Annotated in this window: 24 protein-coding genes; 23 read left to right on the top strand and 1 reads right to left on the bottom strand. The window is 70.4% G+C overall.

Annotated features, from left to right (window positions below):
- The first annotated feature begins 114 nt into the window (after window positions 1–114).
- The 15 genes from IPJ78_12835 (at window position 115) to IPJ78_12765 (ending at window position 14,256) form a co-directional block, all read left to right on the top strand.
- Window positions 115–480, top strand: coding sequence for a prepilin-type N-terminal cleavage/methylation domain-containing protein (locus IPJ78_12835; GenBank protein MBK7907428.1), 366 nt, complete (start codon window positions 115–117; stop codon window positions 478–480).
- 121 nt (window positions 481–601) lie between these two features.
- Window positions 602–949: a prepilin-type N-terminal cleavage/methylation domain-containing protein gene (locus tag IPJ78_12830; GenBank protein ID MBK7907427.1), complete on the top strand. Its 348-nt coding sequence runs from the start codon at window positions 602–604 to the stop codon at window positions 947–949.
- Complete coding sequence (locus tag IPJ78_12825) at window positions 946–1,749, top strand: hypothetical protein (GenBank protein MBK7907426.1); 804 nt, start codon at window positions 946–948, stop codon at window positions 1,747–1,749. Before IPJ78_12830 ends, IPJ78_12825 begins: the two co-directional genes overlap by 4 nt.
- Window positions 1,736–2,200: a hypothetical protein gene (locus IPJ78_12820; protein ID MBK7907425.1), complete on the top strand. Its 465-nt coding sequence runs from the start codon at window positions 1,736–1,738 to the stop codon at window positions 2,198–2,200. The genes IPJ78_12825 and IPJ78_12820 overlap by 14 nt, the downstream gene beginning before the upstream one ends.
- Before the next feature lie 183 nt (window positions 2,201–2,383).
- The gene (gene pilM / locus IPJ78_12815; GenBank protein MBK7907424.1) at window positions 2,384–3,427 is read left to right on the top strand and encodes a type IV pilus assembly protein PilM; all 1,044 of its coding nucleotides are present in this window, start codon (window positions 2,384–2,386) and stop codon (window positions 3,425–3,427) included.
- 15 nt (window positions 3,428–3,442) lie between these two features.
- The gene (locus IPJ78_12810) at window positions 3,443–4,138 is read left to right on the top strand and encodes a PilN domain-containing protein (protein ID MBK7907423.1); all 696 of its coding nucleotides are present in this window, start codon (window positions 3,443–3,445) and stop codon (window positions 4,136–4,138) included.
- 2 nt (window positions 4,139–4,140) lie between these two features.
- Entirely contained in the window at window positions 4,141–4,737 is a 597-nt protein-coding gene (gene pilO / locus IPJ78_12805; GenBank protein MBK7907422.1) for a type 4a pilus biogenesis protein PilO, read from the top strand.
- Window positions 4,737–5,189 carry a hypothetical protein gene (locus IPJ78_12800; protein MBK7907421.1) on the top strand — a complete coding sequence of 151 codons (453 nt, stop codon included), beginning with the start codon at window positions 4,737–4,739 and terminating at the stop codon, window positions 5,187–5,189. Before pilO ends, IPJ78_12800 begins: the two co-directional genes overlap by 1 nt.
- Window positions 5,186–7,111, top strand: coding sequence for an AMIN domain-containing protein (locus tag IPJ78_12795; GenBank protein ID MBK7907420.1), 1,926 nt, complete (start codon window positions 5,186–5,188; stop codon window positions 7,109–7,111). The genes IPJ78_12800 and IPJ78_12795 overlap by 4 nt, the downstream gene beginning before the upstream one ends.
- Window positions 7,112–7,207: 96 nt before the next feature.
- Window positions 7,208–8,404 carry a chorismate synthase gene (gene aroC, locus IPJ78_12790; protein ID MBK7907419.1) on the top strand — a complete coding sequence of 399 codons (1,197 nt, stop codon included), beginning with the start codon at window positions 7,208–7,210 and terminating at the stop codon, window positions 8,402–8,404.
- 41 nt (window positions 8,405–8,445) lie between these two features.
- A complete protein-coding gene (locus tag IPJ78_12785; protein MBK7907418.1) occupies window positions 8,446–8,958 on the top strand; it encodes a shikimate kinase in 513 nt (170 codons plus the stop codon).
- A 13-nt stretch (window positions 8,959–8,971) separates the two neighbouring features.
- Window positions 8,972–11,413, top strand: a complete 2,442-nt coding sequence (gene topA / locus IPJ78_12780; GenBank protein MBK7907417.1) for a type I DNA topoisomerase — start codon at window positions 8,972–8,974, stop codon at window positions 11,411–11,413.
- Window positions 11,410–12,780 carry a methylenetetrahydrofolate--tRNA-(uracil(54)-C(5))-methyltransferase (FADH(2)-oxidizing) TrmFO gene (trmFO, locus tag IPJ78_12775; GenBank protein MBK7907416.1) on the top strand — a complete coding sequence of 457 codons (1,371 nt, stop codon included), beginning with the start codon at window positions 11,410–11,412 and terminating at the stop codon, window positions 12,778–12,780. Before topA ends, trmFO begins: the two co-directional genes overlap by 4 nt.
- The gene (locus IPJ78_12770; protein MBK7907415.1) at window positions 12,777–13,313 is read left to right on the top strand and encodes an SRPBCC family protein; all 537 of its coding nucleotides are present in this window, start codon (window positions 12,777–12,779) and stop codon (window positions 13,311–13,313) included. Before trmFO ends, IPJ78_12770 begins: the two co-directional genes overlap by 4 nt.
- A gap of 1 nt (window position 13,314) precedes the next feature.
- On the top strand, window positions 13,315–14,256 hold the full coding sequence (locus tag IPJ78_12765) for a tyrosine recombinase (protein ID MBK7907414.1): 942 nt from the start codon (window positions 13,315–13,317) through the stop codon (window positions 14,254–14,256).
- 34 nt (window positions 14,257–14,290) lie between these two features.
- On the opposite strand, the gene IPJ78_12760 is transcribed toward IPJ78_12765, so the two are convergent.
- The gene (locus IPJ78_12760; GenBank protein MBK7907413.1) at window positions 14,291–15,700 is read right to left on the bottom strand and encodes a hypothetical protein; all 1,410 of its coding nucleotides are present in this window, start codon (window positions 15,698–15,700) and stop codon (window positions 14,291–14,293) included.
- Between the two features lie 18 nt (window positions 15,701–15,718).
- On the opposite strand from IPJ78_12760, the gene hslV reads away from it, so the two are divergent.
- The 8 genes from hslV to bcp all read left to right on the top strand — a co-directional run bounded on the left by hslV (window position 15,719) and on the right by bcp (window position 23,008).
- A complete protein-coding gene (gene hslV, locus IPJ78_12755) occupies window positions 15,719–16,264 on the top strand; it encodes an ATP-dependent protease subunit HslV (protein ID MBK7907412.1) in 546 nt (181 codons plus the stop codon).
- Entirely contained in the window at window positions 16,264–17,697 is a 1,434-nt protein-coding gene (gene hslU, locus IPJ78_12750; protein ID MBK7907411.1) for an ATP-dependent protease ATPase subunit HslU, read from the top strand. Before hslV ends, hslU begins: the two co-directional genes overlap by 1 nt.
- Before the next feature lie 148 nt (window positions 17,698–17,845).
- Window positions 17,846–18,451: a hypothetical protein gene (locus tag IPJ78_12745; GenBank protein MBK7907410.1), complete on the top strand. Its 606-nt coding sequence runs from the start codon at window positions 17,846–17,848 to the stop codon at window positions 18,449–18,451.
- Window positions 18,448–19,365: an ornithine carbamoyltransferase gene (argF, locus tag IPJ78_12740; protein ID MBK7907409.1), complete on the top strand. Its 918-nt coding sequence runs from the start codon at window positions 18,448–18,450 to the stop codon at window positions 19,363–19,365. The genes IPJ78_12745 and argF overlap by 4 nt, the downstream gene beginning before the upstream one ends.
- Before the next feature lie 4 nt (window positions 19,366–19,369).
- A complete protein-coding gene (locus tag IPJ78_12735; protein ID MBK7907408.1) occupies window positions 19,370–20,668 on the top strand; it encodes an NAD(P)-binding domain-containing protein in 1,299 nt (432 codons plus the stop codon).
- Window positions 20,665–21,570, top strand: a complete 906-nt coding sequence (locus IPJ78_12730) for a bile acid:sodium symporter family protein (protein MBK7907407.1) — start codon at window positions 20,665–20,667, stop codon at window positions 21,568–21,570. The genes IPJ78_12735 and IPJ78_12730 overlap by 4 nt, the downstream gene beginning before the upstream one ends.
- On the top strand, window positions 21,567–22,514 hold the full coding sequence (locus tag IPJ78_12725; protein ID MBK7907406.1) for an SDR family oxidoreductase: 948 nt from the start codon (window positions 21,567–21,569) through the stop codon (window positions 22,512–22,514). The genes IPJ78_12730 and IPJ78_12725 overlap by 4 nt, the downstream gene beginning before the upstream one ends.
- Complete coding sequence (gene bcp, locus IPJ78_12720) at window positions 22,511–23,008, top strand: thioredoxin-dependent thiol peroxidase (protein ID MBK7907405.1); 498 nt, start codon at window positions 22,511–22,513, stop codon at window positions 23,006–23,008. The genes IPJ78_12725 and bcp overlap by 4 nt, the downstream gene beginning before the upstream one ends.
- Window positions 23,009–23,011 lie beyond the last annotated feature (3 nt).

The following is a 23,011-nucleotide window of genomic DNA, read 5'->3' as shown; positions in this document are numbered from 1 at the left end:
CATACACGGCAGCACTTTGGCCACGAAAGCGTCCGTGGCAGGTTTCTTGCTTTTCTCCTTGGCGGAAGTCAACCGCCATAACCCTCACTCCACTTCCGCGGAGCAGCCTACATGCTGAGCAACAAGAAGGGCTTCACCCTGATCGAGCTTCTGATCGTCGTCGTCATCATCGGCATCCTGGCCGCGATCGCGATCCCGAAGTTCGCGAACACGAAGGAGAAGGCGTACCTCACGGCCATGAAGTCCGACCTCCGTAACCTCGTGACGGCCGAAGAGGCCTACTTCGCCGAGTGGGCGACGTACACGAGCGCGCTGTCGACGACCTCGTACCGCAGCTCGACGGGCGTGACGCTCGGCACCATCACCCCGACGACGGGCGGCTTCTCGGCCTCGGTCTCGTACCCGGGTGGCACGACCAAGACCTGCCAGATCACGGTGGGCTCGGGCACGCGCGATGGCGAGCCGGTCTGCGACTCCTGATATAGTCGCCTGATCGACCTTCGGGGGCCCGGCGCATCTGCGCCGGGCCCCCGAATGCTTTTGATGATGCGGCGAGTGCTCCGATGACGCGCGGGGGCACTCGCCGCGCCACCTTCGGCCCATGCGATCACGGCGTGGGGTCTCACTGGTGGAAGTGCTCGTCGCGTCGGCGCTCCTCGCCGTCGGGGTGAGCGGCGCGCTCAGCGCGCTCGTGACCGCGGCGAGACTCCGCCAGCGCGCGAGCGTGCGCGAAGCGGTCACGCGCCGGGTGGAGGCGCGCCTCGCCTGGTTCACCCTGCAGGGGTGCGCGTCCGTGGATACGGTGGTCGTCGACGCGAGCGCCGCGATCGAGGAACGATGGCGGGTGACGCGCTCGGGCGCGGTGGCGCGTCTCGACGGGCGCGCCCGTTCCGTCGACGGCGGCCGTCCCGTGCGCGTCGCGCTCGTGCACGAGCGGCGCTGCCCATGAGCGCCCGCCGCGGGTTCCTGCTCGCGGAGGCGCTATGCGCACTGGCGCTCGCCGGCGTGCTCGCCGTCGCGACCGCGTCCGCACTGCTGCAGGGGCGGCGCCTCCTCGCGACCGCCGAGGCCCGCGCCCGCGCGGAACGCGCGGCCGTCGAGGCTCTGCAGGTCGTCGGTGCACTGGTGCGTGACGCGGACTCGCTCGTGGTGCTCGGCGACACCGCGATCGAGTTCCAGGCGCGGGTCGCGGATGGCGTCGTCTGCGCGCGCGTGGGCAACGCGCTCTTCCTGCCGCCGACGCGCCCGAGCGTGGGCGCCCCGCTCGTCTCGCTCGCGCAGCCACCCGAGACAGGTGATGAGGTCCGGGCGTGGGTGGAGGACACCGTCACCGGCTACCGCGCGTGGGTGTCCGCCCCGGTGGAGAGCCTCACGACGCGGACGGGGGATGCGCCCTGCGGCTCGGCCGGGGGGTTCGCTGACCCGAGTGACGCTGGGGCGGCGCGGATTCGCGTGGTGGCGTCCGCGCTCGACGCGCGCGTACGTGCCGGAACGCCGCTCCGGGTGGGGCGCCGGGGACGACTTGCTCTCTATAGCGTCGGGGCGGGGCAGTGGATGCTGGGATGGCGTCGCTGCGCCAACGGGACGTGCGGCGTCGTGCAGCCGGTGGCGGGTCCGCTCCGGTCGCCGGCCGCTGCCGGGTTCCGGGTGCGGAACCTCAGCGGCGGGATGCTCCAGCTCTCAGCGGGCGTGGCCGACATCCCCGGGGTCTTCGAGTCACTCGTGGTGCGGACCGATGCGGGGCGATAGGCGCGGGATGATCCTGCCGGCGGTGTTGGCATCGTTGGTGCTACTGGGACTGCTCTCGTCGCTCGCACTCTTCGACGCAGTACAGGAGTGGCGGGTCGCGGGGCTGGGCGACGACCAGCTACTGGCGCGGGCCGCCCTCCTCGAGGGGCTGGACCGCGTGGCGTCGCCCGGCGACCTCCCGCTCCTCTGCGTGAGCGCGCCGGTGGCCGGGCAGCAGGCGAGCGGAACGGCGGTTGGGGGCGGGCGATTCCTGGTTCGCTGGACTCACCTCGGTGGAGGACTCGTGCGCGCCGAGGTGCAGGGACTCGGTCGCTCCGGCGCTCGATCGGGGGCGATCGCGCTCCTGCGACCGGACTCCACTGACCATCTGGCCGGGATGGTCGTCTGTTCCCGTGCAACCCGACTGGACCCGGCGGGCCCGGGGTGGTTGGTGACGCCTCCGGACGGGTGAGGCGGGGTGGATCGCAGGTGTCGGAGGGGGTGTCGGTCAGGGCCCTCAGTTACTTCCTGACCAAGACGTTCGTGTAGCTCTGGCAGGCGACAGGTACTTCGCGGTGCATTGACCCTGAACGGGCTCGCTCGCATGTTTGCGACCCGCCTACAACCGTCTCGCTGGTCGCCTCACGGGATCCCCATGGCGCTTTTCGGACGCAAGAAGACATCCGTCGGTCTCGACATCGGCTCGGGCCTCATCAAGGTCGCGGTCGTGGACCACTCCAAGTCGCAACCGGAGCTCGTCCGGGTGGCGATCACGCCGCTGCTCGCGGACGCGATCGTCGAGGGCGAGATCATGGACCCCGGCATCGTGGCCGACGCGATCACGAGCTGCCTTGCGGCGGCGGGCGTGACGTCGAAGGCCGTGGTCACGGCGGTCGGCGGTCGCGACGTGATCATCAAGAAGATCCAGATCGAGCGCGTGAAGGAGCAGCAGGCGCGCGAGCTCATGCGCTGGGAAGCCGAGCAGCACGTGCCGTTCGACATGGAATCGGTGGAACTGGACTTCCAGATCCTCGACCCGGCCGGGACGGACGAGCAGATGAGCGTGCTGCTGGTCGCGGCGAAGCGCGAGCTCGTGGAGGCGAAGGTGCGCGTGCTGACGGACGCCGGGTTGTCGGCGGCCGCGGTGGATGTGGACGCCTTCGCGCTGCACAACGCGTTCGAACTCAATCATCCCGACGCGATGTCGGGGATCGTTGCACTGGTGAACATCGGCCACGAGGTGACGAACATCAACATCGTCGAGGACGGCGTGCCGGTGCTGACGCGCGACCTGACGGTGGGGACGCGCCGGTTCCGCGAGGACCTGCAGCGCGACCGCGGCGTGGGCTCGGAGGAGGCGGCGGCGATGCTCCAGGGCTATGACCGCTCGGAGCATCTCGATGCGGTGTTCGAATCGCGCGGCGAGGAGATCGCTGTGGGCATCGAGCGTGCGGCGGCCTTCCTCGCCTCGTCCTCGCGCTCCGGCTCGCAGGTTAGCGCCGTGTACGTCTGCGGCGGCGGCTCGCGCGCGCCGGGCCTGCTCGACGCGCTCGCGACGCGGCTGCGGCTGCGTGTGGAGCCGGCGAGCCCGTTGGCGAACCTCGTGGTCCGTGACGGAGCCTTCGAGGGCCTCGTCACGGATGAGGTGGCGCCCCTCATGATGCTGCCCATCGGTCTGGCGCTTCGCCAGCCCGCCTGACGCCCGGACGCCCAGATGATCGAGATCAATCTCCTCCCAGGCGCGCGCAAGAAGTCGAAGTCCACCGGTGGTGGCTCGTCGTTCGATGTGCGCGCGTTCGTCGGCTCGCTCGGCGAGCGGTTCAAGGACCCGTGGCTCGGCATCGCCGCCGGTGGCGTGCTGGTCGGGGTCGCCGCCGTCGGTGCGATGTGGTTCTTCCAGGGCCGTACCGCGGCGGCGCTCGATGAGCAGCTGCGCGTGGCGGTGCAGGACAGCGCCCGGTTCGACGCCGTGGTGAAGGCGACGCGGACGGCGCAGGCCCAGCGCGACTCCATCATGCGGCAGATGGCGATCATCCAGGCGATCGACGGTGAGCGCTTCGTGTGGCCGCACATCATGGACGAGGTGTCGCGCGCGCTCCCGACCTACACCTGGCTCCGCTCGGTGGGGCAGTCTAGCGCGCCGTCGACGGTCTCGCCGGAGCAGGTCGCGGCCGGCCAGTCCCCGAAGCTGACGCTGCGCGTGATCGGCCTGACGGTCGATCTCCAGGCGCTGACCATCTTCATGAAGCAGCTCGAGGCGTCGGACTTCCTCGAGAACGTGACCATCGCTGGGACGCAGGCGACCCAGAGCGAGGGTAAGACGGTGACCGAGTTCACGCTCGACATGGCGTACTCGAAGCCGCCGGCCAGCGCGGTGCGCACGGTCCCCCTGACCATCTCGGTGAGGTAATCATGGCCAGCTTGCCGACCAACCAGCGCGACCAGATCATGCTCTTCGTGGGCGTGCTGGGCATCTTGGGCGCGGGCGCGTATTGGAACTGGGTCTACTCGCCCAAGAGCGAGAAGATCGAGGAGACGCGGACCCACGTGGAGGCGCTCGACGCCTCGAACCAGCGGGCGAAGTCGATCATGGCGCGCGGCTCGGTGGAGCAGCTGCAGGCCGAGTCGAAGCGCCTGCAGGCGAACCTCGACCTGATGCGCACGCTCATCCCGACGGGGAACGAAGTGCCGGCGCTGCTCGAGCAGATGCTCGGTGCGGCCCGTCGCACCGGTCTCGAGATCTCGGGCTTCACGCCGGGCGCGACGGTGCAGGGTGAGACCTTCGACACGATGAAGTACCGCATGTCGATGCAGGGGAGCTACCACCAGATCGGCGCGCTGCTCACGGCCGTCGGGTCGCTGCGCCGCATCATCGTGCCGATGAACGTGTCACTGGTCCCGTCGTCCACCCGCGAGGCGCGCGCCAATGCCCCCGAGGAGCGGATCCTGACGGCCCAATTCGATATCCAGACGTACGTCTCGAAGACCGGGACGGAGGGGGACCGATGATGCGACGACCGTTCGTGCTCGCGCTGGCGCTGCTCTTCGCGGCGACGGCGGCCGAGGCACAGCAGAAGAAGAAGGGGACGGAGATCCCGCTGCCGGAGTTCCCGACCGACTCGCTCGGACGGATCCTCCTCGCCCGAGAGACCTACGGGTATCCGGGGGATGGCCGCCGCGATCCGTTCGCGTCGCTGATCGCCACCGGCGACATCCGTCCGTTGCTCGAGGACCTGAAGTTGACCGGCGTGATGGTCGCGCCGAACGCGGCGAGCTCGATGGCGATGCTGCGCGACGAGTCCACGAAGGAGATCTACAAGGCGCGGGTCGGCTCGGTGTTCGGCCGCATCCGCGTGACGGCGATCCGCCCGGGTGAGGTGACCCTGGCGATCGACGAGTTCGGCTTCACCCGGCAGGCCGTGTTGACGATGATCGATCCCAATTCACAGAGGACGCCATGAGGCGATATCGGACGCTGGCCGCGCTCGCGGTCGGCACTTTCCTGACGACGGCTGCGCTGCCTGCGGCTGCGACGCCCCTGACGGCGAACGAAGCCGCCGCGGTCACCGCGGTGCGGGTCGTGCCGGGCGCCGGACGCGCCGACGTGGTGCTCTCGCTGAGCGGCGACGTCACCGTCGCCGACTTCACGCTCACCAATCCGCACCGCGTGGTGGTCGACGTGCGCGGCGCGACGATGCAGCTGCGGGCCCCGGCCTACGATCGGGTCTCGCGCGCCGGCATCATGAACGTGCGCCTCGCACAGTTCGATCCGACGACCGTCCGCCTCGTGCTCGATCTCGACGGCGCCCGGGAGTACAGCGTGGTGCGCGGCGATGGAGAACTGCGGATCAGCGTCACCGGTCCCGACGCGTTCGCGCCCTGGGGCGCGGGTGCCGCGGCCGTCGCCGCCGCGCCCGCCGGCCCGGTCGCGAGTCCTGAGGCTGTCCCGGCCGCGCAGGACGAGGCGCCGGCCCCGGCCGCGCGCTTCGAGGCGCTCTCGCCGCGCACGCCTATGGTGCAGCAGGCCCAATCCCCGCGCATCAACGTCGAGTTCAACCAGACGCCGATCCGCGAGGTCATCGGGTTCTTCTCCTCGTTCTCGGGTCGGACCATCATCACCGGCTCGACCGTCAGCGGCACGGTGACCGCGAACATCCCCGGCCAGCCGTGGGACATCGCGCTCTCGAAGATCCTTCAGGCCAACGGCCTCTCGGCGGTCGAGGATTCGACCGGTATCATCACGATCGACAGCTACCGGAACCTCGCGGCGCGCGTCGCCGCGGAGCCGCTGGTCACGAAGGTCGTGCCCGTGAACTACGCGAAGGCGAGCGAGCTCGCCGTCACGATCCGACAGATCATCGCCGCCTGCTCGTCGGGCTCGGCGAGCACCGTGGTCGACGCCGGCGCGGATCCGTCCGCGGCGCCGCCGGCCGATGGCGCCCCGCCGGCCGGTGGCGCGGCCCCTGCAGGCGCGAGCGGTCCGACGACCACCTGCGGCCGCGGAACCGTCGCGGTCGAGGAGAAGACGAACACGCTCCTCATCACCGAGTCGGTCTCGCGCCTCCCGGAGATCGTCCAGTACGTCGCCGACCTCGACAAGCGCACGCCGCAGGTGGCGATCCGTGCCAAGATCATCGCCGTGGACCGCACCGCGACCGACGAGCTCGGCCTGAGCTATGACATCGGCTCTTCGGGCACCTACAGCAACGTCCTCCAGTCGCGCGGCACGCCGGGCGAGTTCCGCGTGGACCTCGGCGGCGATGCGTTCGCCGGTGTCGCCAACGCGAACCGTCTCTTCAGCAGCTCGGCAGCGCTGTCGCTGATCTTCAACACCGCGATCAACGGCTACAACTTCACGAGCTTCGTCGACGCGCTGCACTCCGAGGAACTCTCGGACGTGCAGGCGGAGCCGAGCACGACGACGATCGACAACCGGCAGGCGACGCTGTTCGCCGGGCAGGAGATCGCGTTCCTGCTCACGCCGCCGATCCCGGCAGGTCAGATCCAGGCCGTCGCGCCGCAGATCTCGCGGCTCAAGGTCGGCATCGAGCTCATCGTGACCCCGCACGTGACGGCCAACCGGCAGATCGCGATGGAGATCTCGGCGACGCAGCAGTCGCTGCTGACCTCGACCGCGGCCGGTCCGAGCATCAGCGAGCGCAAGGCGGAGAACCAGGTCCTCGTGGCGGACGGCGAGACGGCGGTGATCGCCGGCCTCACGCAGACACAGGTCACCAAGATCCGCAGCGGGATCCCGTGGCTCATGAACGTGCCCTACATCGGCCGGCTCTTCAGCCAGACGAGCACGCTCGAGCGGAAGCAGGACCTGCTCATTCTCGTGACGCCGCACATCGTCGACGAAGGCGAAGTGATCCGGCGCTGACAGAGGCTGAAGGCTGAAGGATGAAAGGGGGCGGGCCGATTCGGCCCGCCCTTCTTTCGTCCCGGGCCGCCTGCGGGACACCTTATCTTTACTGCCATGCCGCACCTCACCTTCCATACCGCCGGCGAATCGCACGGCCCCGGGCTCATCGCCCTCGTCGAAGGGGCGCCCGCGGGGCTGCCGCTCCTCGCCGCCGACGTGGACGCACAGCTCGCCCGCCGGCAGCAAGGCTACGGGCGCGGGCGCCGCATGCAGATCGAGACCGACCGGATCGAGTTCCTTTCCGGCGTGCGAGCGGGTGAGACGATCGGCGCCCCCATCGCGATGCTCATCCGCAACCGGGACTGGGCCAACTGGGAGGCCATCATGGATCCCGCCCCGCGGCCGGAGGACGACACGGCCGAGGGGCGGCGCCGGCAGGTGACTCGGGTGCGCCCCGGACATGCGGACCTCACGGGACTCCTCAAGTTCGACCGCGCCGATGCGCGGGACGTCCTCGAGCGAGCCTCCGCGCGCGAGACCACCGCGCGCGTCGCATGCGGTGCGATCGCGCGGCGCCTGCTCGGCGAGTTCGGCGTGCGCGTCGGATCGCACCTCGTGCACCTCGGTGGCATCGACACGGCGGTCCGCGACCTCCCCGAGGAGCTCAATGCGGCGGCCGACCATTCCCCGCTCCGATGCCTCGACGCGGCGGCCGAGGCGGCGATGATCGCTCGGATCGATGAGGCGAAGTCGGCGGGCGATACGCTCGGCGGCATCTGCGAGGTCGTCGTCACGGGGCTCCCGGTGGGGCTTGGTGCGCACGTGAGCTGGGACCGCAAACTCGACGGTCGCCTCGCGCAGGCCATCTGTTCGATTCCCGCGGTGAAGGGTGTGGAGATGGGGATGGGCTTCGCGGCGGCGCGCGCCAAGGGCTCGGAGGTGCACGACGCGATCGAGCCTGCCCCCGGGCGCCCGCGCACGGGGAACGTGCAGCGGCGCACCAATCGCGCCGGCGGGCTCGAAGGGGGCATGACCACCGGCGAACCGCTCGTGCTGCGTGTGGCGATGAAGCCGATCGCGACGCTCATGCGGCCGCTGGGGACGGTGGACACGAGGACCGGTGCGGCGGCGGATGCGGCGGCGGAGCGCAGCGACGTCACGGCGGTGCCGGCGATGGGCGTGATCGCCGAGGCGATGACCGCGCTCGTCCTCGCGGATGCGTTCCTCGAGAAGTTCGGCGGTGATTCGCTCGGCGAGGTGCGCCGCAACCACGACGGATACCTGGCGCGCGTCGCCGAGCGGATCGGCTGACCATGGGGTCGTCGCCAGGCGCGGGGCGCGGGCGTCACCTCGTGCTGCTCGGCCCGCCCGGTGCGGGCAAGAGCACGGTCGGCCCCCTGGTCGCTGACGCCCTCGACCGGCCGTTCGTCGACCTCGACACGGAGATCGCGCGGCGCGCAGGCCGGTCTGTGGCCGAGATCTTCGCGGCGAATGGAGAGACCGGATTCCGCGCGATGGAGCGCGAACTCTCGGTGGAGCTGCTGCGGACGGACGGGCCTCTGCTGGTGCTCGCGCCTGGGGGCGGCTGGGTCGAGGATGCGGCGAATCGCGCCCTGCTCGAGGCTCGGGCGGACGGGATCTACCTGCGAGTACCCGTGCCGGTCGCGCTGGCGCGGATGGGAGCCTCGGTCGAGGCCCGGCCGCTCCTCGCGGGGGGTGATCCCGCCCAAAAGCTGGGCGAACTGATTCGGCGGCGAGAGGCATTCTATCTGCAAGCGCGATATACGGTTAGCAACGAATCGATGTCCCCATCCGAGGCGGCCTCATCTATAGTAGCGCTTGCGACGGCCGAACGACCGGACTAGGATAGCCAGCCTTATGGCGACCACCAAGAAAACTGCCGCGAAGAAGGCGGCAGCCAAGAAGAAGACCCCGGCCGCGAAGGCCGTGAAGGCCGCGAAGAAGGCTCCCGCCCGCAAGAAGCTGGCGGTCGAGCCCGAGCTGCCGCATGACGAGGACGCCGCCCGATCGGCGGCCGGCAAGTCGCTGGTGATCGTGGAGTCGCCGGCCAAGGCGAAGACCATCGGCAAGTACCTCGGCAACGCCTACGCGGTGAAGGCGACGGTCGGCCATATCCGCGACCTGCCGGTGAAGAACATCGGCATTGATACGGATGCCGGGTTCGAGCCGCAGTACGTGACGATCCCCGGCAAGGAGAAGACGGTCGCCGAGCTGAAGAGCGCGGCGAAGACCGCGTCAGCCGTATTCATCGCGACCGACCCTGACCGCGAGGGTGAGGCGATCGCGTGGCACGTGGAGCAGCAGATCAAGGGGAAGAACGCGCCGCCGATCAAGCGGGCGCTCTTCTACGAGATCACCAAGGACGCGGTGAAGAAGGCGCTCGACGAGGCGCGCGCGATCGACATGAAGAAGGTCGACGCGCAGCAGGCCCGTCGCGTGCTCGACCGCCTGGTGGGCTACAAGGCGAGCCCGGTGCTCTGGAAGACGGTGAAGAAGGGTCTGTCGGCGGGTCGCGTGCAGACGGTCGCGCTTCGCCTGCTGGTGGAGCGCGAGCGCGAGATCCGTGCGTTCGTGCCGCGCGAGTACTGGACGATCGCGGCGGCGCTGACCCACGAGGGTCAGGGCTTCACGGCCAAGCTGCACCACGTGGACGGCGAGAAGCCGGAGATCCCGGACAAGGCCGCGGCCGACCGGATCCTCGGCGACCTCAAGGGGCGCACGCACTTCGATGTCACCGACATCAAGCGGCGTGAGCGCCGCAAGAACCCCGAGGCGCCGTTCAAGACGAGCACGCTGCAACAGGAGGCGGCGAAGAAGCTCGGGTTCGGCAGCAAGCGGACGATGCGGCTCGCGCAGAACCTGTACGAAGGCGTCCAGCTCTCCACGAGCGAGGGCGCGGTGGGTCTCATCACCTACATGCGCACCGATCATGTGCGCGTGGCGGAGACGGCGGCCGCGGCGGCGCGCGAGTACCTCGGCGCGCACTATCCCAAGGAGTTCCTCGCCGACGGGCCGCGGCTCTTCCCGGCAGCGAAGGACGATGCGGCGCAGGGCGCGCACGAGGGTATCCGCCCGACCGACCCGTCGCGCAACCCGGAGAGCGTCGCCAAGTACCTGTCGCCGGAGCAGCTCAAGCTCTACACGCTCATCTGGCAACGCTTCATGGCGAGCCAGATGGCGCCGGCGGTGTTCGACACGACCACGGTGGACTTCGACCTCGGGCGCTACCTGTTCCGCGCGACCGGCTCGGTCGTGAAGTTCAAGGGCTTCCTCGCGCTCTACAAGGAGGCGCGTGAGGAGGGTGAGTCGAAGGCGCTCGAAGACGAGCAGGCGCTGCCGGCGATCGAGCCCGGGGAGCACGTCCCGGTGCGATCGATCGACCCGTCGCAGCACTTCACCGAGCCGCCGCCGCGCTACTCGGAGGCCTCGCTCGTGAAGGAGCTCGAGAAGCGGGGCATCGGGCGCCCGTCGACGTACGCGAGCATCATCTCCACGCTCACCGAGCGGCACTACGCCGAGCTGCAGCAGCGGCGCTTCTTCCCCACGCCGCTCGGCGAATCCGTCGAGAAGGTCATGGTGAAGCAGTTCCCGCGCGAGTTCGACGTGGGCTTCACGGCGCTCATGGAAGGGGAGCTCGACAAGGTCGAGGATGGGCAGATGAAGTGGCAGGAGGTGCTCGAGGAGTTCTGGGCGCCGTTCGAGGCGAAGGTCGAGTCGGTGGATGCGGAGTCGCTCATCCGTGAGGCGCACGACCTCTCGGCGTTGGCGAACGAGCGGTGCCCGCTCGACGGCGGGAAGCTCGTGCCCAAGGGCGGTTTCTTCGGTCCGTTCGTCGCGTGCGAGAACCATCCGAAGGCGTGCAAGTACACGCGGCCGCTCAAGGGCGAGCGCGTCCCGGCGCAGCTCACCGACTATCCCTGCCCGCTGTGCGGCAAGCCGATGGTCGTGCGGCGCTCGCGCTCGGGCGAGTTCCTCGGCTGCTCGACCTTCCCCAAGTGCCGCGGCACCAAGTCGATGCCGACCGGCGTGAAGTGTCCGAAGGACGGTGGCGACATCGCGGCGCGGCGTTCGAAGAAGCGGGGCAAGGCGTTCTACGGCTGCGAGAACTACCCGAACTGCGACTTCGTGTGCTGGGACAAGCCGGTGCTCGAGGCCTGCCCTGAGTGCGGCAACGTCGGGGCCGAGGCGAAGAGTTCCAAGACGCGCGGGCACTATCGTCGCTGCCTGAAGTGCCAGAACGAGTGGGATGTGGAGACGCCGGAAGGGGCCGACGCGGAAGCGGAGGCGGCAACGGCGTGAGCGGCGACCCGATCCATGTCGTCGGAGGCGGCCTCGCTGGCAGCGAGGCCGCCTTTCAGTTGGCGGCGCGCGGCCACGCGGTGGTGCTGCACGAGATGCGCGGTGCGCCCGGCGGGCCGGGCACGCCGGCGCATCGCACCGACCGGCTCGCGGAGCTCGTCTGCTCGAACACGTTCAAGAGCACCGACGTCACCAACGCCCACGGCCTGCTGAAGGCCGAGATGCGCGCGCTGGGGTCGCTCGTGCTCGCGTGCGCGGACGAGGCGCGCATCCCTGCGGGGACGGCGCTCGCGGTGGACCGCGATCTGTTCAGCGCCGCGGTACATGCGAACGTGCACGCGCATCCGGGCATCACGGTGGTGCGGGACGAGGTCACGACCCTGCCCGCCGTGGGGATCATCGCGACCGGGCCGCTGACGAGCGATGCGCTCGCGGCGGCGATCGGGGCGCGGATCGGCGAGGCGTCGCTCGCCTTCTACGACGCGATCGCGCCGGTGATCGCGACCGAGTCGATCGACACGTCGATCGCCTTCCGCGCCGCGCGGTGGAACAAGGAGACGATGGCCGAGGCGGGGCCGGAGGGGGCGTACCTGAACTGCCCGATGGATCGCGAGGAGTACGACGCGTTCATCGCGGCGATGGTCGCGGCCGACCTCTACCACTCGCACGAGTTCGAGGCGATCCCGTACTTCGAAGGGTGCATGCCGGTGGAGGAGATGGCACGGCGGGGGCCGGAGACGTTGCGGCACGGCCCGATGCGGCCGGTGGGACTGCGCGACCCGCGCACGGGGAAGCGGCCCTGGGCGGTGTTGCAGTTGCGCCAGGAGGATCGGGCCGGCCGGATGTGGAATCTGGTCGGATGCCAGACGCGGATGCGCTATCCCGAGCAGACGAGTGTCTTCCGGCTCGTGCCGGGGCTCGGCCGCGCGGAGTTCCTGCGGTACGGGAGCATCCACCGGAACTCCTACCTGAACGCCCCGAAGGTGCTGTCGCCGCACCTCGCGCTCCGCGACGCGCCGACGACGCTGTTCGCCGGGCAGCTGACCGGGGTGGAAGGGTACACCGAGAGCACCGCGACGGGGCTGCTGGCGGCGATCAACCTCGACCGGCTGGTCCGGGGGCTCGACCCGGTCGTTCCGCCTCCCACGACGATGCTGGGCGCCCTCTACCGCCATCTCCGCGAGGCCGACCCGGCGCACTTCCAGCCGATGAACGCGAATTTCGGCCTCCTCGAGGAACTGCCGGACCCCCCGCGGGACAAGGACCTGAAGCGGGAGCGGTACGCGGAGCGGGCGTTACGAAACCTCGAGTCCTGGCGTCAGGAATCTGGAATCGTGCGTCCCCCGGTCGTGGAGGGTGTCCCGTGAAGAAGCTCCTGATCCTCGCATTGCTCATCGGCGGCGGCCTCTGGTTCTATGGCCGGAACCTGCCGCGCGAACATACCATCGAGAGTTCGATCACCATCACCGCGCCGGTGGACACGGTCTACAAGGTCGTGCGCTCCATCGGCAACCAGCCCATCTGGTGGTCGGACGTGAAGACGGTGCGCAACCTGCCGGGCCGGCGGTACGAGTCGTGGGAGCAGAACATGGCCGGCGGCATGGGGCTCGTGGCGATCGAGGTCACGAGCGCGAATCCCGGCGTGAGCATGACGACGAACATCATCACGACCTCGGAGGAAGGGAACGCCGACCAGCAGTGGGGCGGCACCTGGACCTACCGGATCTCGAACACCGCCTCGGGCACGCGCGTGCAGATCAAGGAGGAGGGCTGGGTGGACTCGCCGTTCTTCCGCATCGTGATGAAGCTGCGCGGCCGCTACCGGACGGTGGACAGCTACCTGTCATCGCTCGCGGCGCATTTCGGCGAGGTCGCCTCGCCGCGTCACGCCGGGAACTGAGATGACGGCCGCTGCCGTCGGGGCCGCCGACGCTGCGATCGGCGAGTTCCTCACGCACCTCGAGAAGGAACGGGACGTCTCGCCCCGGACGATCGAGGCGTACACGTACGACCTCGAGGGATTCGAGTCGTTCCTCCGGCAGCATCTGGGGGTGGAGGCAGTCGCGTGGGACAAGGTCGACCGCCTCATGATGCGGTCGTGGCTCGCGCATCTCGCCAAGCGCGGGCTCTCGCGGCGGTCGAGCGCGCGCGCGCTCTCGGCGGTCCGGAGCTTCTTCCGGTTCCTGCTGCGGGCCGATCGTGTCGAGACCAATCCGGCGCGCGCGGTGGGCGCGCCCAAGTTCGAGAAGCATCTCCCGGGGCACCTCGACCGCGCGCAGGTGGAGACATTGCTCACCGCCGCCGGGACGCGCGCCCTGTCGGGGTCATTCAACGACGTGCGCGACGCAGCGATCCTCGAGCTCTTCTACTCGGCCGGGCTCCGCTTCTCCGAGTTGCGCGGGATCAACCGCAGCGACCTCGACCTCCTCGGCGGGTCGGTGAAGGTGCGCGGCAAGGGGCGCAAGGAGCGCATCGTGCCCGTGGGCGGCCCGGCGCAGCGCGCCCTCCGTGAGTACGAGCGCGTGCGCGACGCGCGCATCGCGCAGGTGGGGGCCAAGGCGGACCGGGTGGCCTTCTTCCTGAGCCTGCGCGGGGCGCGCATGAGCGCGAGGACGTTGCACGTCGCGGTGGTCACGCGGCTGCGCGAGGTGGACGAGGGCGCGGGGCTCAGCGCTCACTCGCTGCGGCACACCTTCGCGACGCACCTGCTGGATCAGGGGGCGGACCTGCGCGCGGTGCAGGAGCTGCTGGGGCACGCGAGCATCAGTACGACGCAGATCTACACGCACACCAGCGTGGAGCGGCTCAAGCAGGTCCATCGCGCGGCGCACCCGCGCGCCTGAGGTCGGCCGGCCGCCCCGCGGTCCGGTCGGCGCGTCAGCGGGACCAGGTGAGCGGCACCCACCAGGTGGCGGGGAGTCGCGTGCCCATCTCGCGCGGCGCGCCGAGGGTCGCACCGGCGCGGCTCACCGGCTCCAGCGCGGCCCCGGTGCCCTCGCGCAGGAGGATCGCCGCTGGGGCGTGCGTGGCGTCGCAGTCGCCGAGATCGAGCACGGTGAGCGGCAACTCGAGACGCAACGCGTGGTAGCGGAGCGGGAGCGCCACGAACGACTCGGCGGTGCAGATGGTCCGCGGGCCTCCGGCGACGATCGCGCGCGCGACGTGCGACCATGCCGTCTTCCGCGGACGCGTGCGCTCGGCGTGGATGCCCGCGAGGCCTGCCCAGGTCAGCATCGCGGCGAGCGCCATCTCCTTCGATGCCCCGGGCGCGCGATCGACCAGGCGCGCGAGCAGGAGCCACCATCCGGGCAACGACACGATCAGGTAGCGCGCGACCCAGAGTTCCTTTCCGCTGATCGCGCCGGCCGCGGCGGCAAGGAGCAGCGGGAGGACCGCGAGTGACACCGCGAACGGCACCGCGCCGGGGATGCCGTCCGGACGGGCGGGCGCCGGCGCGACCGCGGACACGAATGCCCACGCGAGCACGGCGGTGACGAGGACCGCACCGAGCGTGGTGCCGAACGTGCCGACGACCTGCGACGCGAACGATGGCACGTCGTGCCAGGAGAAGGCGTCGATCCAGGCGGCATTGCCACCGACGTCCTCGGGGCCTGCGGCGGCCAGGACGAGCAGGATCCAGGCACCGAGAACGAGCGCGGCCGGAAGTCCGAGCCGCAGCGCCCCTCGGAGACGCTGCGACCATGGCGCGTCCGGCGCGTCGAGGAGGCGCGCCGCCGCGAGGGCCGCGACGACGAAGGCCCCGAAGTAGTGGAGCAGGACGAGGCCGACGCCGGCGACGGCCGCGATGCGATCTCGGCGCGTGAGCGTGAGCGCGAGGGCGAGCGTCGTGAGGAGGGCGAGCGGCGCGTAGGCCCGCAGCTCACTGCTCATCGCGAGCAGGAGCGGGCTCACGGCGGCGAGACTCGCCGCGACGAGCGCACCGGTCCAGCTCAGGCGGGCGGCGCGCGCCGCGAGGGCCATCGCGGGGACCGTGAGGGTGCCCGCCAGTGCGGGCAACAGGCGCATCCACGAGAGCTCGAAGCCGCCCAGGCGGGTCCAGCCCCAGAGCAGCAGATAGAACCCGGGCGGACTGGTCTGGTCGGCGACGGCCCGTCGCCACAGTTCCGGCAGTTCTTGTGACGCGAGGACGACGGAGAAGACCTCATCGAACCACGGCTCCTCGGCCGTCAGTCCCGGGAGGCGCAGCGCGGCCGCCGCCACGGTGATGGCGACGAGGGCCCAGCGCGCCCAGGCGGGGCTGGTGGATGGCTCTCGGGGGGTCTCCACGGCCCTTATATTACGCAAATGACGCTCCCGACCTTCCACGCCACCACCATCCTCTGCGTCCGCAAGGACGGCCGCGTCGCCATCGGCGGCGACGGACAGGTCTCGGTCGGCGACACCGTGATGAAATCCGGTGCCGTGAAGGTGCGGGCGCTCAAGGGGGGGAAGGTGCTCGCCGGGTTCGCAGGGGCGGCGGCCGATGCCCTGACCCTGTTCGAGAAGTTCGAGGAGAAGCTCGAGCGGCATCCGGGGAACCTCGCGCGGGCGGCGGTGGAGCTGGCGAAGGAGTGGCGCTCCGACCGGGCACTGCGTCGGCTCGAGGCGCTGCTGATCGTCGCCGACCGGGACAACGGGTTCATGGTCTCGGGGAACGGCGAGCTCATCGAGCCGGATGACGGCATCCTCGCGATCGGGTCGGGTGGCTCGTACGCGCTCGCGGCGGCACGCGCACTCTCGCGGTCGACGCCGCTCTCGGCGAAGGAGATCGTGCAGCAGGCGATGACCATCGCGGGCGAGATCTGCATCTACACGAACACGCAGATCACCGTCGTCGAGCCCTCGGCCTGATGGCATCCCCTCGCACGGAACAGGCGCTCGCGCGCCTCGCCGACCTGTCGCCGCGGAAGATCGTCGCGGAACTCGACCGGTACATCGTCGGGCAGGCGGAGGCGAAGAAGGCGGTGGCGATCGCGCTCCGGAACCGGTGGCGCCGCCAGCGCGCCCCCGAGGGGATCCGCGACGAGATCGCGCCGAACAACATCATCCTCATCGGCCCGACGGGCGTGGGGAAGACGGAGATCGCGCGGCGGCTCGCGAAGCTCACCGGGGCCCCGTTCATCAAGGTGGAGGCGTCGAAGTTCACCGAGGTGGGCTACGTGGGGCGCGACGTCGAGGGGATGGTGCGCGACCTGGTGGAGAGCGCGATCGACATGATGCGGTCGGAGCGCGAGCAGGAGGTGGAGGACCTCGCGAACGACCGCGTGGACGAGCGGCTGCTCGACCTGCTGCTCCCGGCCCCGGCGGAATCGCCGGCGCCGGCGCCGAACGATCCGCAGCGGGTGTTCGTCGCCGGCCCCGAGGGGCAGGTGACGCAGGAGCAGGAACTCGCGAAGGAGCGCCACAAGCGCACGCGCGAGAAGCTCAAGCAGCTCCTTCGCGACGGGCAGCTCGAGCAGCGCGAGGTGGAGGTGGAGGTCGCGCAGCAGTCGCCGATGATGGACGCGATGGGCCAACAGGGCGCGCCGGAGGGGATGAGCAACTTCGCCGAGATGCTGTCGGACCTCATGCCCAAGAAGACGAAGAAGCGCACCGTGCCGGTGAGCGAGGCGCGTCGCATCCTGCTTGACCAGGAGTTCGACAAGCTGATCAACCTCGATGACGTGGTGGCCGACGCGCTCGAGCGCGTGGAGTCGCTGGGGATCATCTTCCTCGACGAGATCGACAAGATCGCGGGAGGGAAGGGGGAGATGGGCGGTCCCGACGTCTCGCGCGAAGGGGTGCAGCGCGACCTGCTGCCGATCGTCGAGGGGTCGAACGTCCAGACGAAGTACGGGATGGTGAAGACCGACCACGTGCTCTTCGTGGCGGCCGGCGCGTTCCATGTGAGCAAGCCGAGCGACCTGATCCCCGAGCTGCAGGGGCGGTTCCCGATCCGCGTGGAGCTCAAGCCGCTCACCGAGGCGGACTTCGTGCGCATCATGACGGAGCCGGAGAACGCGCTCACCAAGCAGTATGCGGCGCTGGTGGCGGCCGAGGGGGCGGAGCTCAAGTTCACCGACGACGGGATCGCCGAGGTGGCGAAGATCGCCGCGCGGGTGAACTCGCGGATGGAGAACATCGGCGCGCGGCGGCTCCACACCGTGATGACGACGTTGCTCGAGGAGCTGCTCTACGAGCTCCCCGAGCGTGGGACGGCCCCGGAGACGGTCGACGCGACGATGGTGCGCGCGCGGCTGAGTGCGATCTCCGAGGACGAGGACCTCCGGAAGTACATCCTCTAGGCAGAGGGCGGATCGCATGGTGGTCGGGCGAGAGCGGGTGCATGGCGGCGGATGGTGGGGATGGCGGCGATCGCGTCGATCCTGTCTCTGCCTGCTGGCCGCAGGATCGCTGGCCTGCGGCGACCGTCGCGATGCGGCGGACCTCGCGGTGGGAGTGCAGCCTTTCGAGCAGCTGCGCGGGATGAACGTCACCCCGCTGCGCTCGGGGATGGTGCGCGCGATGCGCGCGAGCGCGACGCCGGCCCCGCTCGAAGGATTGCGGGAGTCGATCGGCACGTTCGACGTCTTGTACGGCCTCACTGGGTACGACGGCACCGACGGGGCATGGCCCGACGAGGAGGCGCTGGTCCTCTTCATCGAAGGCACGCGCGAGTGGCCGTCCGACTCGGCCGCCGCCGGCGCTTGGCGCAGCGCGATGCGCGAGATCCAGGCAGGCATGGGGACCGCGCCGACTTGCCTCGTCGTGCGTGGTCCGGGCTTCGCGATCCGCGTCGCGGAGTGGACGCACCGCGATGGCTGGGCGGTGACGACGACCTTCGCGGCGGGCGACAGCGCCGCCGTCCCCGCGCAGACGCCCCGGCACAGCATCGCCATCCGGCGGCAGGCGTTCACGGCCACGTTGCCGGGCGCCGACGCCGAGGATCCGGCCGCGCTCCCCACCTGGGAGCGCACCTCCTGCACCCCCGCCGATACGGCCACCGATGCGTCCGCCGAGGGCGCCGCACCGAAATCGACCTCCCGGACCACGCCATGAGCGGTGAACGCGACTTCCTCGCCATCCCGGATCTCTCCGAGGGTGAGCTGCACGGCCTGTTCCGCCTCGCCGATCGCATGCGGCGGGGCGAGTACGCGGCGCGTCCGTTGGCCGGGAAGGCGTTCGCGATGTTGTTCATGAAGTCGTCGACGCGCACGCGCGTGTCGTTCGAAGTGGGGGCGTGGCAACTCGGGGCGCACCCGCTCTTCCTCACGCCGCGCGATGTGCAGCTCGGACGCGGCGAGGCCGTGATGGACACGGCGCGCGTGCTCGACCGCATGGTGGACGGCATGATGATCCGCACCTTCGCGCACGCCGACGTCGAGGAGTTCGCGCGCTACTCGGCCGTGCCGGTGATCAACGGCCTCACCGACCTGCAGCATCCCTGCCAGATCCTCGCCGACCTGCTCACGGTGCAGCAGCATCTCGGCACGTTCGCCGGGAAGACGATTGCCTGGATCGGCGACGGGAACAACATGGCGAACAGCTGGTGCGACGCGGCCTTCCGCCTTGGCTTCGAACTCCGGCTCGCCTGTCCGGCGGGCTACGATCCGGATCCGGCCATCCTCGCGCGCGCGCAGGCGTCGGGGAAGGTCACGCTGGTGCGCGACCCGCAGGTGGCGGTGGAGGGGGCGCACGTGGTGACGACCGATGTCTGGGCATCGATGGGCCAGGAGGAGGAGCAGGCCGTGCGCGAGGTGGCGTTCAAGGACTTCCAGGTGAATGCGGCGCTCATGGCACGCGCGCAGCGGGACGCGATCTTCCTCCATTGCCTGCCGGCGCACCGCGGCGAGGAGGTCACGGCCGAGGTGATCGACGGCGCGCAGAGCCGCGTGTGGGACGAGGCGGAGAACCGCCTCCACGTGCAGAAGGCCATCATGGCCGCGCTGATCGGCGGCGAGCCGCTGGCCTGATGCGATGATCGCCGTGATCGGCGCGGGACCCATGGGACTCGCGGCGGCGCGGACGCTGCAGAAGCACGGGCTCGCCTTCACCGGCTTCGAGTCGCACACCGATGTCGGCGGGCTCTGGGACATCGCGAACCCCCAGAGCACGGTGTACGAGAGCGCGCACCTGATCTCGTCCAAGCGGATGACGGAGTTCGCCGAGTTCCCGATGCGGGACGAGGTGGCGCCGTACCCGCGTCACGACGCCCTCAAGCGCTACTTCGGCGACTTCGCCGACCACTTCGGCCTGCGCCGTCACTTCGAGTTCGCGACCCGCGTGATGCGGGTGGCGCGCGCCCCCGCGGGCGAGGCGGGGTGGGACGTGACCACCGAGTGCGGGGGCGTCGCGCGCACGCGGCGCTTCGCGGCGGTGCTCATCGCGACGGGGACGCTGCACCATCCGCACCAGCCGGCGCTGCCCGGCGCATTCGACGGTCGCGTGATGCACTCGGGCGAGTACAAGTCGGCGGCGGTGTTCGCGGGTCAGCGTGTGCTCGTCGTGGGCTGCGGCAACTCGGGTGCGGACATCGCGGTCGACGCGGTGAAGCAGGCGGCCTCGGTCGACATCTCGCTGCGGCGCGGCTACTACTTCCTGCCCAAGTTCGTGCGCGGCAGGCCCATCGACGCGATCGGCGGCGTGGTGAAGCTGCCGCGGCGCCTCAAGCAGCTCGTCGACGCGACGATCGTGCGGATGGTGATCGGGCGGCCCAGCGACTACGGGTTGCCGGACCCGGACTACCGGATGTACGAGTCGCATCCGGTGATGAACTCGCTCATCCTGCATCACCTCGGGCACGGGGACATCCGCGCGCGGCGCGACGTGGCGGCGGTGGCGGGTCGCACGGTGCGCTTCGCCGACGGTGAGGAGGGGGAGTACGACCTGATCCTCCAGGCGACCGGATACGCGCTCCACTACCCGTTCATCGACCGGGCGGCGCTCGCCTGGCCCGCGGGGGCCGCGGCGCCGCGGCTCTGGCTGAACGCGATGCATCCGGAGGACGACTCGCTCTTCCTGCTCGGCATGGTCGAGGCGAGCGGGCTGGGATGGCAGGGGCGCTACGAACAGGCGGAACTCGTGGCCCTCTACCTCAAGCGGCTCGCCGAGCGGCATCCGGCGGCGCTCGCGCTGCAGCGCGAGAAGCGCGCGTGGGACGGCGCGCGCGTGGACGGCGGGTACGCGTACCTCGCGCTCGATCGCATGGCGTACTACGTGCACAAGGACTCGTACCTCGCGGCGCTGCGCCGCCACACCGGCGCCCTGCGCGGATGAACGACGCGCTGCCGCTGCGGTTCGATCCGTCGGGGCTCGTGGTGCTCAACGCGATCATCGCGTTCATGGTCTTCGGCGCGTCGCTCGACCTGCGCCTCGACGACCTCCGTCGCGTGGTGGCGAAGCCGGCCGGCGTCCTCGCGGGGCTCTCGGCGCAGGCGGTGCTGACGCCGGCGCTGACCTGCCTCATGACGGTCGTGCTGCGGGTCGACCCGGCCCTCGCGCTCGGCATGATGCTGGTGGCGGCCTGTCCGAGCGGGGCGCTGTCGAACGTACTGACGTGGCGCGCGCGCGGGAACGTCGCGCTCTCGGTGGGGTTGACCACCGTATCCAGTCTCGCGGCGACCGTGCTCACACCGTTCAACTTCGCACTGTACGGCTGGCTCAATCCCCGCACGCGAGAACTGCTGCAGGCGGTGGAGTTGCCGGTGGCGGGGATCCTGGGGCAGGTGGCCCTCGTGCTCGCGCTGCCGGTGCTCGCGGGGATGTTCATCGGGACGCGATTCCCGGCGCAGGCGAAGCGCGCGGAAGGACCGCTCCGCACGATCTCGCTCCTCGTCCTGCTCGCCTTCATCGCCGGCGCCTTCTGGGAGAACCGGGCGCTGTTCGTCGACCGGTTCGGCAGCTTCTTCTGGCTCGTGGTGGGGCAGAACGCGCTCGCGCTGGGCATCGGGCGGTTCGTCGGGCGCGTGGCGCGGCTGGGCGAGGCGGATCTCCGCGCCGTCACGATCGAGGTGGGGATCCACAACTCCGCGCTTGGCCTCGTGATCCTCTTCACCTTCTTCCCGCAGGCGGGCTCGATGATGCTCATCACCGCGTTCTGGGGCGTCTGGCACCTCGTGTCGGGTCTCGCGCTCTCGGCATGGTGGTCGCGGCGGCCCCTCGCGACCATGCCCGCATGAGCGGCGATCATCGCGTCCTCATCACGGGCGGCTCGGGGTACGTCGGCGGCCTGCTGGGCGCGCGGCTCGCGGCGGCCGGGATGTTCGTCGTCGGCACCGACCTGCGTGCGCGCACCGATGCGGGGTTCCCGGTCCGGACGCTCGATGTGCGCGATCGCGCACTCGAGGCCTTGCTGCACGAGCACCGTATCACGCACGTGGTGCATCTCGCGGCCGTGCTCGAGGGAGGGCGGGACCGTGCACGCGACTACGACATCGACGTCAACGGCACGCGCAACGTCGTCGAGTGCGCGCTGGCGGCGGGCGTGCGGCACCTCACCGTCTCGAGCTCCGGCGCGGCGTACGGGTACCATGCGGACAATCCCGAATGGATCGACGAGCGTGACCCGCTGCGCGCCAGCGACCGGTTCGCGTACGCGCACCACAAGCGCGCGGTGGAGGAGTTGCTCGCGGGCTATCGCGCTTCGCATCCGCGCCTCGGGCAGCTCGTGCTGCGCATCGGGACGGTGCTCGGCGCGACGACGGCCAACCAGATCACCGCGCTGTTCGCGCGCTCCCGCCTGCTGGCGGTGCGCGGCAGCGACTCCCCGTTCGCGTTCATCTGGGACGAGGACGTGGTGGGCGCGATCCAGCATGGCGTCCTGGGCGACCGCACGGGGATCTACAACGTTGCCGGGGACGGGAAGCTGACGATCCACGAGCTGGCGGCGATCCTCGGGAAGCCGGTGCTCATGATCCCCGCCGCGGTGCTCGAGGGTGCGCTGACCGTGGCACGGGCGTTCGGCGTCGGGCGTTATGGTCCGGAGCAGGTCGACTTCCTCCGTTTCCGTCCGGTGCTCTCGAACCGCCGGCTCAAGGAGGAGTTCGGCTACGTCCCGGCGAAGACCAGCGCCGAGGCATTCCGGTTCTATGTCGAACGCGCGCGGGCGCGGAGGGCGGTGTGAAGGTGGGAAGCAAGGCGCCGGGGTTCCGGCTGCAGGACACGACGGGCGCATGGGTCTCGCTCGATGACCTCCGGGGCCGGCGGGTGGTGCTCTTCTTCTTCCAGAAGGCGAGCACGCCGGGGTGCACGGTGGAAGCGTGCGAGTTCCGCGACGCGATGCCGCGGTTCAGCGAGAAGGACGTGACGGTGATCGGGATCTCGCCGGACACCTGGCGGCGCCACGCGAAGTTCCAGGCGGCGGAACGCCTCCCGTACGCGCTCCTCGCCGACAAGGACGCCGTGGCGTGCCAGGCGTACGCCGTCTGGCACCGCAAGCTCTTCTGGGGGCGCTACTACATGGGCGTGGTCCGGTCGACGTTCGTCATCGGGCCGGACGGCCGGCTGGAGCAGGCGTGGCGCGACGTGCACCATGAGGGGCACGCCGCCGAGGTGAGCGCCTGGTTGCACGGGGCGCCCGCGGCGCCGGCGCGGCGTCCTGCGGCCCGGAAGAAATAGGAG

The organism is Gemmatimonadota bacterium (assembly GCA_016714015.1).
Classification (GTDB): Bacteria; Gemmatimonadota; Gemmatimonadetes; order Gemmatimonadales; family Gemmatimonadaceae; genus Pseudogemmatithrix.
Note: the sequence above shows the minus strand (reverse complement) of the source record. Positions and strands in the feature narration are given on the sequence as shown.

What these genes read in the sequence shown, in the direction of transcription:
- IPJ78_12830 (MBK7907427.1), top strand. Translation starts at nt 602, where the DNA reads ATGCGATCACGGCGTGGGGTCTCACTGGTGGAAGTGCTCGTCGCGTCG.
- topA (MBK7907417.1), top strand. Translation starts at nt 8,972, where the DNA reads ATGGCGACCACCAAGAAAACTGCCGCGAAGAAGGCGGCAGCCAAGAAG.
- IPJ78_12810 (MBK7907423.1), top strand. Translation starts at nt 3,443, where the DNA reads ATGATCGAGATCAATCTCCTCCCAGGCGCGCGCAAGAAGTCGAAGTCC.
- IPJ78_12820 (MBK7907425.1), top strand. Translation starts at nt 1,736, where the DNA reads ATGCGGGGCGATAGGCGCGGGATGATCCTGCCGGCGGTGTTGGCATCG.
- pilO (MBK7907422.1), top strand. Translation starts at nt 4,141, where the DNA reads ATGGCCAGCTTGCCGACCAACCAGCGCGACCAGATCATGCTCTTCGTG.
- hslU (MBK7907411.1), top strand. Translation starts at nt 16,264, where the DNA reads ATGGCATCCCCTCGCACGGAACAGGCGCTCGCGCGCCTCGCCGACCTG.
- IPJ78_12725 (MBK7907406.1), top strand. Translation starts at nt 21,567, where the DNA reads ATGAGCGGCGATCATCGCGTCCTCATCACGGGCGGCTCGGGGTACGTC.
- IPJ78_12735 (MBK7907408.1), top strand. Translation starts at nt 19,370, where the DNA reads ATGATCGCCGTGATCGGCGCGGGACCCATGGGACTCGCGGCGGCGCGG.
- IPJ78_12800 (MBK7907421.1), top strand. Translation starts at nt 4,737, where the DNA reads ATGCGACGACCGTTCGTGCTCGCGCTGGCGCTGCTCTTCGCGGCGACG.
- IPJ78_12825 (MBK7907426.1), top strand. Translation starts at nt 946, where the DNA reads ATGAGCGCCCGCCGCGGGTTCCTGCTCGCGGAGGCGCTATGCGCACTG.
- argF (MBK7907409.1), top strand. Translation starts at nt 18,448, where the DNA reads ATGAGCGGTGAACGCGACTTCCTCGCCATCCCGGATCTCTCCGAGGGT.
- IPJ78_12795 (MBK7907420.1), top strand. Translation starts at nt 5,186, where the DNA reads ATGAGGCGATATCGGACGCTGGCCGCGCTCGCGGTCGGCACTTTCCTG.
- pilM (MBK7907424.1), top strand. Translation starts at nt 2,384, where the DNA reads ATGGCGCTTTTCGGACGCAAGAAGACATCCGTCGGTCTCGACATCGGC.
- IPJ78_12765 (MBK7907414.1), top strand. Translation starts at nt 13,315, where the DNA reads ATGACGGCCGCTGCCGTCGGGGCCGCCGACGCTGCGATCGGCGAGTTC.
- aroC (MBK7907419.1), top strand. Translation starts at nt 7,208, where the DNA reads ATGCCGCACCTCACCTTCCATACCGCCGGCGAATCGCACGGCCCCGGG.
- hslV (MBK7907412.1), top strand. Translation starts at nt 15,719, where the DNA reads ATGACGCTCCCGACCTTCCACGCCACCACCATCCTCTGCGTCCGCAAG.
- IPJ78_12730 (MBK7907407.1), top strand. Translation starts at nt 20,665, where the DNA reads ATGAACGACGCGCTGCCGCTGCGGTTCGATCCGTCGGGGCTCGTGGTG.